Source organism: Mesorhizobium sp. M7A.F.Ca.US.005.03.2.1, assembly GCF_003997795.1.
GTDB lineage: Bacteria > Pseudomonadota > Alphaproteobacteria > Rhizobiales > Rhizobiaceae > Mesorhizobium > Mesorhizobium ciceri.
In genome coordinates, this window is record NZ_RZRP01000151.1 from 1 (window position 1) to 9,693 (window position 9,693).

12 protein-coding genes are annotated in these 9,693 nt (G+C 63.6%); 5 read left to right on the forward strand and 7 right to left on the reverse strand.

Annotation, left to right across the window (positions count from 1 at the left end):
• The 3 genes from EN991_RS11230 to EN991_RS11240 form a co-directional block, all read left to right on the forward strand.
• The coding region (locus EN991_RS11230; protein ID WP_127368755.1) for an ATP-binding cassette domain-containing protein at positions 1-285 on the forward strand (285 nt) is incomplete at its 5' end.
• Positions 282-1,499, forward strand: coding sequence for an ABC transporter permease (locus EN991_RS11235; RefSeq protein ID WP_063168255.1), 1,218 nt, complete (start codon positions 282-284; stop codon positions 1,497-1,499). The genes EN991_RS11230 and EN991_RS11235, both read left to right, overlap by 4 nt.
• Positions 1,500-1,632: 133 nt before the next feature.
• Positions 1,633-1,875 carry a hypothetical protein gene (locus tag EN991_RS11240; RefSeq protein ID WP_127368756.1) on the forward strand — a complete coding sequence of 81 codons (243 nt, stop codon included), beginning with the start codon at positions 1,633-1,635 and terminating at the stop codon, positions 1,873-1,875.
• Here EN991_RS11240 and EN991_RS11245 read toward each other — a convergent pair.
• Together EN991_RS11245 and EN991_RS11250 are read right to left on the reverse strand one after the other, a co-directional pair.
• Positions 1,872-2,588: a hypothetical protein gene (locus EN991_RS11245; protein ID WP_127368757.1), complete on the reverse strand. Its 717-nt coding sequence runs from the start codon at positions 2,586-2,588 to the stop codon at positions 1,872-1,874. The genes EN991_RS11240 and EN991_RS11245 overlap by 4 nt on opposite strands.
• Before the next feature lie 3 nt (positions 2,589-2,591).
• Complete coding sequence (locus EN991_RS11250; RefSeq protein ID WP_024501382.1) at positions 2,592-3,704, reverse strand: endonuclease/exonuclease/phosphatase family protein; 1,113 nt, start codon at positions 3,702-3,704, stop codon at positions 2,592-2,594.
• 189 nt (positions 3,705-3,893) lie between these two features.
• Between EN991_RS11250 and EN991_RS11255 the strand changes: the two genes are divergently transcribed.
• The gene (locus EN991_RS11255) at positions 3,894-4,460 is read left to right on the forward strand and encodes a BA14K family protein (RefSeq protein ID WP_013531066.1); all 567 of its coding nucleotides are present in this window, start codon (positions 3,894-3,896) and stop codon (positions 4,458-4,460) included.
• Positions 4,461-4,567: 107 nt separating this feature from the next.
• On the opposite strand, the gene ilvC is transcribed toward EN991_RS11255, so the two are convergent.
• From ilvC to EN991_RS11270, 3 genes are all read right to left on the reverse strand, one after another.
• Positions 4,568-5,587, reverse strand: a complete 1,020-nt coding sequence (gene ilvC, locus EN991_RS11260; RefSeq protein WP_013531065.1) for a ketol-acid reductoisomerase — start codon at positions 5,585-5,587, stop codon at positions 4,568-4,570.
• Positions 5,588-5,687: 100 nt separating this feature from the next.
• Entirely contained in the window at positions 5,688-6,401 is a 714-nt protein-coding gene (locus tag EN991_RS11265) for a TetR/AcrR family transcriptional regulator (RefSeq protein WP_244514306.1), read from the reverse strand.
• 117 nt (positions 6,402-6,518) lie between these two features.
• A complete protein-coding gene (locus tag EN991_RS11270) occupies positions 6,519-6,977 on the reverse strand; it encodes a MarR family winged helix-turn-helix transcriptional regulator (RefSeq protein WP_064993769.1) in 459 nt (152 codons plus the stop codon).
• A gap of 99 nt (positions 6,978-7,076) precedes the next feature.
• Here EN991_RS11270 and EN991_RS11275 point away from each other — a divergent pair, with 99 nt between their 5' ends.
• Positions 7,077-7,823, forward strand: coding sequence for a glutathione S-transferase family protein (locus EN991_RS11275; RefSeq protein ID WP_027160572.1), 747 nt, complete (start codon positions 7,077-7,079; stop codon positions 7,821-7,823).
• On the opposite strand, the gene EN991_RS11280 is transcribed toward EN991_RS11275, so the two are convergent.
• Entirely contained in the window at positions 7,771-9,066 is a 1,296-nt protein-coding gene (locus EN991_RS11280) for an NAD(P)/FAD-dependent oxidoreductase (protein ID WP_127368758.1), read from the reverse strand. The two genes, EN991_RS11275 and EN991_RS11280, sit on opposite strands and share 53 nt — an antisense overlap.
• Before the next feature lie 44 nt (positions 9,067-9,110).
• Complete coding sequence (locus EN991_RS11285) at positions 9,111-9,521, reverse strand: helix-turn-helix domain-containing protein (protein WP_013531060.1); 411 nt, start codon at positions 9,519-9,521, stop codon at positions 9,111-9,113.
• Positions 9,522-9,693 lie beyond the last annotated feature (172 nt).

A 9,693-nucleotide genomic window follows, 5' to 3' on the forward strand; every position in this document is an offset into this window, starting at 1 on the left:
AGGTCGGCCTTGTCGGCCGGCGGCCAGCAGCAGCGCGTGGCGATCGCGCGCGCCATCGTCACGCGGCCGACGCTGCTCGTCGCCGACGAGCCGACCGGCAATCTCGACACCGCCCGCACGCACGAGATCATGGAGTTGCTGACGCGGCTCAACAAGGAGCTTGGCCTAACCATCGCCATGGTCACCCACGAGGCCGATGTCGCCGACTATGCCGAACGCACCATCCGCTTCCTCGACGGCCACGTCGCCTCTGATTCCAGGAAGCTGGAGATCGCACAACCATGATCTGGGAAACCGTCCGCCTGTCGCTGCGCTCGATCCGCCGCAACGTGCTGCGCTCGTTCCTGACCTTGCTCGGCATCGTCATCGGCGTTGCCGCCGTCATTGCCATGCTCACCATCGGCTCGGGCACCACGCAGAAGGTCAAGGCCGACATCTCCAAGCTCGGCAGCAATCTGCTGGTCGTCCGCTCCGGTCGCCCGGCCGGTCCCGGTGGCCCGGGCGGGCTCGACCAGGTGGTGCGTCCGCTGGCCGAAAAGGAGCTGGCGGCGCTGGTTGCGCATCTGACTGGCGCCCGCGCCATTTCGCCGGCTTCGCAAAAGCAGGTCCGGGTCATCTTCGGCACCGAGAGCCTGACCTCGGGCGTCACCGGCACCGACAGCGCCTATCTCGATGCGCGCGACTGGAAACTGGTGTCGGGCCGCCCGTTCAGCGATTCCGAAACCCGCTCGGGCACCGGCGTGTGCCTGATCGGCGAGACGGTGCGCCAACAATTCTTCGGCGCTGGCGATCCCGAGGGCGAGATCATCCGCGTCAACCGCACCTCCTGCAAGATCATCGGCCTGCTCGAGCCCAAGGGCTATACCGGCTTCGGCCAGGATCAGGACAATGTCGTGCTGATGCCGCTGCACGCCTACCAGCGCCGCATCGCCGGCAACCGCGACATCGACAACATCTACATCGCCGCCGATGACCGCACGCCGACCAGCGAGCTGCAGCCGCGCGTCGAGGACATTCTGCGCGACGCCAGACGCATCACGCCCGATCGTGAAAGCGATTTCGCCATCCGCGACATGACCCAGATCGCCGACGCCATGGCCAGCGCCACCACCACCATGACCGGCATGCTGGGCGCCGTCGCCGGCGTCAGCCTGCTGGTCGGCGGCATCGGCATCATGAACATCATGCTGGTGTCGGTCACCGAACGCACCCGCGAGATCGGCATCAGGCTCGCCATCGGCGCGCATGAAAAGCACATCCTGATCCAGTTCCTGGTCGAGGCCACGGTGCTGTCGCTGCTCGGCGGCATCATCGGCATCCTGATCGGGCTGGCGCTGGCCGGCCTCGCCGCGGTGACGCTGACCATCCCGTTTGCGCCGAGCCCGGCGGTGATCCTGCTCGCCGTCGGCTTTTCCGCCCTGATCGGCATGGTGTTCGGCTTCTTCCCGGCGCTGCGCGGCGCCAGGCTCGACCCGATCGACGCACTTAGGCACGAATAGGGCAACCGGCCGAAACGCGGCCGGCGCTCCGACGGGTTTTTGCACAATCTTCGACATTTCCACCCAGCCCCGCCACTGTCGTCGCGCCGTTCATGATGCTAGGGCAATTCACGCTTGGGTGGAGGAATAGCCAATGAGCAAGAAGGCGCGACTGATCCTGGCGATGGTCATCATCGAGGCCTTCCTTGCAGGCATCTGGTGGTATCTCGCCCGCTTCGGCATGGCCAATCCCGATCGCGTCACAGCCGATTTTCAGGCAGTCGTCGGCCAGACCATGGGAATGGCGATGGGCGGTTTGCTGGGCATCGGCTTCATCCTGTTCCTCGTCGCCGCCCGCAACGATCGCAACGCGGCACAGAACAAGACGCGCCCTTAACTCCCGTTTGCGAAATGCCACTCGATCAGCGGCTTCATGTGCGGTGACAGGCCGACCGGCAGGTCGGCGGCATGGCGGATGATCACTGGCCCGTCGATCTCCGGCTCGGTTTCGGTGGCGACGAAGGCTGAGATGCGCTGGGCGATCTCGTCGGCGGGCGCCGCCGCGTGGTAGCGGCGGAAGATCACCGTGCCACTGTTGCTCGACATGGCATGGTAGCGCTTGCCGCGTTCAGCACCTGACAGGTCGAGCCCTGTTTCCTCGCGCACCTCACGCATCATGTTGAAATCGACATCGACCAGGCCATCGCGAAAATCGACCGGCTCGAATGAGCCGGCGGCAAAATAGACGCGGCCGGCGTTGACCGTGTGCGGACCCATGCGGATCGCCACCAGCGCATTGTCGGCAGCCACCAGCATGGCATGGGCATAGGCATGCTCGGCGCCCGAATTCTCGCGCCGCTTCCGCCACAGCATGAAAGTCGAATAGTTGACCGCATGGCAGCGGCCGGCGAGACGGTTGTCGCGGTAGGCAAGCTGCGACAGCAGCACCACCATGCCGTCGAACAGCGCCGGATTGGCAGCGATTTCGTGCTGCCAGTTCTCGGCGATCGCCTCTGCATTGTCCCTTGCGAACGGGTGCGGACCGGGATCGAGCCGGACGTCGATGGCGTCGACCGGCAGGATGACGTTGCGTGGCAGGTCGAAACTCATGCGTCAGGTCATGTCCAGCGTGATCGCCACCGGGCAATGGTCCGACGCCTTCGGCCGGTCCCAGCCGGCACGCGGAAACCGCTCCACTTCCTGCCCCGGCGGAAAGATGGTGCGCCAGGGCTGGCCGTTGCGGATGATGTCGGGAACAGCCGTCGCGTTGCTGGCGGCGAGCCCCTTCGACAGCAGGATGTAGTCGAGCTGGCACAGATGCCGCTCTTCCGGTCCGCGCGTGTGGTAGAAACTCCAGCGGTTCATCTCCGGCCGCCGCTCGACGACGTTTTCGCAGAAGCCGCCGGCCGTCAGCACGTTGATGCAGGACAGGGCTTCGTCGACGACCTCGAAGCGATAGCCGTCGATCGCATCGCCGGCCACCTTCACACGCTGGCGGTAATCGTTCATGTCGCCGCAGATTGCCCAGCGTTTGTCGGCGGCATAGTCCTTGCCGAAGCGCTCCTCGATGATGCGCCGCACGGCCTGCGCCTCCGCGATGCGCACCGGCATCGTCGCCTCGCGCCCGTCGAGCCCGTTGCGCGGCGAACCCATCGACTTGAAATGCACGAGATAGAGCGTCAGCGGCACGCCGCCCACGGTGACGTCGATCTCCAGGCAGTCGCGCCGGAAAATGCGCTCATTGGCCTGATTGCCCAGTGCCTCGAGTTCCGGCGTGTGCAGCCCGAACTGCTCGTAGGTGACATAGGCGTGGCTGGTCATGCGCACGAATTCGATCGGCTGGCCCTGGGCGGTCTCATTGCGCATCATCACGGCAACGTCGATGCCGCGTGAATCATTGCCCGATGTGGTGTATTTCTGCCGGTAGCCCTGCCCCACCATCTTGAACAGATAGCCATATTCGAAGGCCTTCAGCGCCTCGATGTTGTCGACCTCCTGCATGCAGATGATGTCGGCCCGGGTGGCAGCGATTGCCAGCGCCGTCAGCTGGCGCGTGTCGTCGGATTGGGCGATGGCGCGGGCCTGCTCCAGCATCCTGTATTCCGCCTCGCTCTGGATATCGAACAGCGCCAGCGTTCGATCCTCGTTGAGCTGGTTGCGATAGCCGGAATAATCGAACCTGTTCATCAGGTTCTCGACATTGAAGGTGGCAAGGCGCAGCGACATGCCATGACCTTTGCCCGCAAGTGCTTCGGAAAACAAGCGCGCAGGACCACCATCTGAGATCGATTGGTCCTGGGTGCGTTCGCGTCATGGTTGACGGAACCTTTCCGTTCATCCGCCGTTCAGATGCAAACATCCATTGTTGCCCCATTCCTCGGGTGGGCGTGGGGCCTGTAACTCTTGGAGAGTGCAATGAATTCGCTCTTTTCTTCCACGGTCAAATCGGGGCTGCTAGCCCTGGGTATCCTCTCCGGCGTCACGGCACCGTCCGCCGCCGGCCCGATCATGCAACCGGACCTGTCGATTCCCACCAGCACCGCGGCGCCGAATGTCACGCCGGTCCGCGACAGCTGGGCGGGCGGCAACAACAACCGTCAGTTCAACAACGACAATTGGAGATGGCGCCGGTCGGGCAATTGGGACGGCGGCCGTCGGCACTGGCACGGCGGCGGCGGTCACTGGAATGGTGGAGACAACTGGCGTTGGCGCCATGGTCGCCATCACTATCGCGGCGGCCGTTACTACGATGATGGCGCGAGTGCCGCGATCCTGGGCCTTGGCCTGGGGCTTGGCCTCGGCAGCATGTACAACAACTACGACTACTATGACCGGCCGGCGCCGCGCCGCTACTACCGCGCGGGACGGCTTTCGAGCGCCCATGTCCAATGGTGCTACAACCGCTACCGGTCGTACCGGGCCTACGACAACACGTTCCAGCCCTACAACGGCCCGCGCCAGCAGTGCTACTCACCCTATTGATGGGCTGGCCCTGTAGCTGAGCTGACCGACAGAATGAAAAAACGGCGCCACGTGGCGCCGTTTCTTGTTCATGGAAGCTGCTATTTTCGAGCGCTTGTGGATTTCGCTCAGTTCTTCGCCTTGTCGACCAGCTTGTTTTTGGAAATCCACGGCATCATCGCGCGCAGCTTGGCGCCGACTTCCTCGATCTGGTGGCTGTCATTGTTGCGGCGGATGCCCTTGAAGCGGGACATGCCGGCGCGGTACTCCTGCATCCACTCCGAGGTGAATTTGCCGGTCTGGATGTCCTTCAGCACGCGCTTCATCTCGGCCTTGGTCTCGGCGGTGATGATGCGCGGACCCGAGACATATTCGCCCCATTCGGCGGTGTTCGAAATCGAGTAGTTCATGTTGGCGATGCCGCCTTCATAGATCAGGTCGACGATCAGCTTGACCTCGTGGAGGCACTCGAAATAGGCCATCTCAGGCGCGTAGCCGGCTTCCACCAGCGTCTCGAAACCGGCCCGGATCAGCTCGACCAAGCCGCCGCACAGCACGACCTGCTCGCCGAACAGATCGGTCTCGCATTCCTCGCGGAAATTGGTCTCGATGATGCCCGAACGGCCGCCGCCGACGCCGCAGGCGTAGGACAGTGCCAGGTCGAGCGCATTGCCCGAGGCATCCTGGTTGACGGCGACCAGGCACGGCACGCCGCCGCCCTTCTGGTATTCGCCGCGCACCGTGTGGCCGGGACCCTTCGGCGCGATCATGACGACGTCGACCGTCGACTTCGGCTCGATCAGGCCGAAATGCACGTTGAGGCCGTGCGCGAAGGCGATCGCGGCACCATCGCGGATGTTCGGGGCGATCTCGTTCTTGTAGATGTCGGCCTGCAGTTCGTCCGGCGTTGCCATCATCATCAGGTCGGCCCATTTGGCCGCGTCCGCCACGCTCATCACCTTGAGACCGTCGGCCTCGACCTTCTTGGCGGTTGCCGAGCCGGCCTTGAGGCCGATGGCGATCTCCTTGGCGCCGGAATCCTTGAGGTTGAGCGCATGCGCCCTGCCCTGGCTGCCATAGCCGATGATGGCGACCTTCTTGCCCTTGATCAGATTGAGATCGGCATCACGATCGTAATAGACGCGCATTTTGTCTTCCTTCCCGTTTATAAATCAGAGCATGATGCCGAAAAGTGTGAAGCGGTTTTCGGACGACATCATGCTCTATCTTCTTGATTTAGAGACGGATTCAGATTTCAGGTCGACTTGACCTGAAATCATCCGGCTCTAGGGCCTTGCGGCCGGTTGTTGCTCCATGAAGAGCGAGAAACTGCTGCGTCGCCCGCGCGGCATCGCCGCCGATCGCCGCCTCAGTCAATTCCAGCCGGTCGCCGAGCAGCAGACGGATCTGCACATCGCGGGCGACCAGCCCGAAAAAGGTGCGGAACGCCGTCTCGGCATCCGCGAAATCCAAAAGCCCGGTCCGTCGGCCGGCCTCGAGCACCGGCTTCAGCCGCTTGGCCAATGCGAAGCGGCCGTTCTCCAGCACCACGGCGCCGAGATTGTCCTTGCCGGAGCCCGCATGGCTGACCGCCACCCGATTGAGCGCGATCGACGTGTCGCTGGAAATCACCTTGAGCCAATCCGAGGCGAAGCGCTCGAGGCTCGCGGTCAGCGAGGCAAGATCGAGCCCCTTGCGGTCGACCGGTGCCACCCGCACTTTAGAGGCCTGCCATTGCACCGTCGCCGTCAGCAGCCCGTCGCGGTCGCCGAACCATTTGTAGAGCGTTTCCTTGGAACAGCTGGCGCGGCGCGCCACGGCGGTCATGGTCAGCTGGTCGCCCTCTTCGACCAGCAGCCGCAACGCCGCGTCGAGCACGGCCTTCTGCCGCTCTGTCAGCGCTTCGCTGGTGTCGATGTCAGGCACGATGTGCAACACGCTCTTCTCTCGAAAGGTCGGCATTCCCGATAAGCCGTACCGTACGTTACGGTTCTGCATATTGCGCGATCCGAGGCCGTGCGCAAGAGGACGAGAGCAAAATATCTGCAAAATGGACAGGCGCTGGCGCGACAGGCTCGCTTAATCGCTGGCTGGCGGATGGCGCAACCGTCCAAGCAGTGCCGAGACCATGGTCAGCTCATCCGCCGACAGTTTGGCGCCAACCAGTTCGGCGATCGAGCGTCCGTAGACAGCCCACATCTGGCGGCGTGTCTCTCGCCCCTTGGCCGCGATGCGGATGGTCTGGCCACGGCCGTCATCGGCCACCGGCAGTTTCTCGACGAGCCCATCGGCCTCGAGCCGGGTCAGCAGGCGCGAAATGTTGTATTGCGCGAACAGCGTGTGCTCGATGAGCTGGAACGGCCGCAGCCCGCCCTCGCCCGCCTCGGCGAGTTCATGCAGCACGTCGTACCAGGCAAGTGGGGGCAGACCGGCGGCCTTCAACGCCTCTTCGGCGCTCTCCATCAACTGGCGCGATACGCGCATCAGGCGAGCCCAGGCCTTGATGGCTTCGGGCGAAGGCGCGGCTTTCTCGGTCATGGCGCACCTTAGACGATAGATGCAATTGCATCAAGCTTGACGATCAATGCATATGCATCTACATAGATGCAATTGCATTAATCAGGGAAAGCCAATCCGATGAAACACGAAATCTGCAAACGCGCCGACAAGCTCATTCTCGTCAGCCATCACCTCTGCCCCTATGTGCAGCGCGCCGCGATTTCGCTCACCGAAAAGGGCGTGCCGTTCGAACGCGTCGATATCGACCTCGCCAACAAGCCGGACTGGTTCAAGGCGATCTCGCCGCTCGGCAAGGTGCCGCTGCTGCGCGTGCAGCGAAATGGCGAGGAAACGGTGATCTTCGAATCGGCCGTCATCCTCGAATTCCTCGAAGAGACGCAGGCCAATCCCCTCCACCCTGCCGATCCCTATGCCCGCGCCCGGCATCGCGCCTGGATCGAGTTCGGTTCGGCAACCCTCAATGCCATCGGCCGGTTCTATTCAACATCGACCGAGGCCGGCTTCCTTGACGAATCCAGCGCGCTGTCCGCCATGTTCGACCGTCTCGAAGCCGAGCTGGCGGACGAGCCTGGCGGCCCCTGGTTCGCCAGCAAGCACTTTTCGCTGGTCGACGCCGTTTACGGTCCGGTCTTCCGCTATCTCGATGTCTTCGACCGGATCGGTGATTTCGGCATTCTTGACCGTAAGCCCCTCGTCCGCGCCTGGCGCCAGGCTTTGAGTGAACGCCCGTCGATCAGGCAAGCCGTGGCGCCGGACTACCCACAGCGCCTGCATACCTTCCTGCGGGCAAAGGGATCGTACCTTTCGAGCCTCATTGGCCAAAACGATCCGGCCACCGCGCTTCGACCAGTCCTATCCGCTTGAACGGATCGATTACGGTGCCGGCCACCATCGAGGCGAGAAACTGCGGCGCCGGCGGGATTTTTGCCACCGTCGCCACAAGCCTGTCGCGGATGAAGGGCAGCGCCACCGAATCCGACTGGTAGAACGGCGTGAACGCCAGCGACAGCGCCTGGAAGATGCGGACATGCCAGCGCCGCGCCCTCGCATAGGCTTCAAGTGCCGCTTCGATACTGTCCGTCCGCGCCAGCGCATGGCTGAGCGCCGCGGCATCGAGCAGCGCCATGTTGGCCCCTTGCCCGAGCTGCGGGCTGGTCGAGTGCGCCGCGTCGCCGATGATGGCCAGCCGCCGCCCAACCGGCCGCTTCATCGTGTGGTGGCCATAGCGCGCCAGCGAGAGCTGGTCGAAACTGTCGATCTGGCTGACATACGCCTCGCTCTGCGGCCACAGCCGGATCACCCTCTCCTTCCAGGCATCCAGGCCCCGGACGCGCACCTCATCGGCGTTCGACGGCTTCAGGCTCCAGAAGAAGGCCGCCATCTTTTCAGCGCCCGGCTGCGGCCGGCCGATCGGCAGCACGCCGATCATCACGCTCGCTCTGTCGTAGCGTTGCAGCAGCGCGCGCTCATCGAAACCGTCGCCGCGCCAGCCAAGCGAGGCCCAGAACGCGCCATAGGTGAGCGGTCGTGGCTCGCCTGCAGCGCTTGCGCCGCGCAGTTTCGAGCGCGAACCGCTGGCGTCGATGACGAGGTCGAACGGCCCCGCCCTTCGTCCGTTGCCGCAGATCAGCGTCGTCCGTTCGCCCGTCTCCAAGGCCTCGACCTCGACGCCGGTTTCGATGGCGATCGCTTCGCGTTGGGCGGCGCGGAAGAGCACGCCGAACAAGGCCGCCCGGTGCACCGCCAGCCCGAAGCGGCCACCGCGCTGCGCATCGTAGCGGACATCGAGCACGGTACGGCCTGTGGTGGCATCGGCGCCATGCAGGCGGTCGATGCGGCTGCCCAGCGCCAGCATGTCGTCAAGCAGGCCAAGATCGGCCAGCACCGTCAGCCCTGTCGGCTGCAGGATCAGCCCGGAGCCGACCGGCTTCGGCTCATCGAAGCGCTCAAAGACCGTGACCTGATGCCCGGCGCGCTTGAGATAGAGCGCCATGGCCAGTCCCGCCGGCCCGGCGCCTGCTATTGCGATGTCGTAGGAAATGCCAATGCCCCCAAAGCCGAACTGGCCGGGACAATCCTTCAGCAGCCCGGCGAAATCAAGCCGCACCCTGGGGCTTTAGCGGTCGTTCAAGCCTGGGCCTTGGCGGCCGTTCAAGCCTGGGACGCATCAAAATCGGCGCGCGCTGCGCGCACCGCATCATGGTTGAGTTCGGCCCACAGAATCAATTGGTGAAAGGCGCCGAACATAGAGCGCCCGAGATCGGTCAGGCTGTATTCGACGCTCGGTGGTTTGGTCGGGAACACCTCACGATGCACATAGCCATCGCGCTGAAGATCGTACAGCGTCTGCGTCAGCATGCGTTGCGAAATGTCGGGCACAAGGCGCCGCAACTCGCCGAAGCGATAGGGTTTTTCAGCCAGCGCCATCATCAGCAGCGATCTCCATTTGCCGCTCACCCCTTGAATGACCTCGCGAACCGGACAATTGGCAATATTGCCGCCGCCTGAGATGGCCTTATAGACCTCCAACTTCGATTTCAGATTGATGACCTTGCCGTCCATGGCTGGTTCCCTGCGTGTGCCTACCTCCCGAAAAACTGCCTTCTTTACGGCACCACGTCAATTCCTATTTTAGTGCTGGTCTCTTTTTGAGACTGCCACTCGAACCGCCTTAGCGGCGCAATGTCAGGACCTTCCATGAGCGAAACCCTTCTCGTCACCGGCGCTTCCGGCC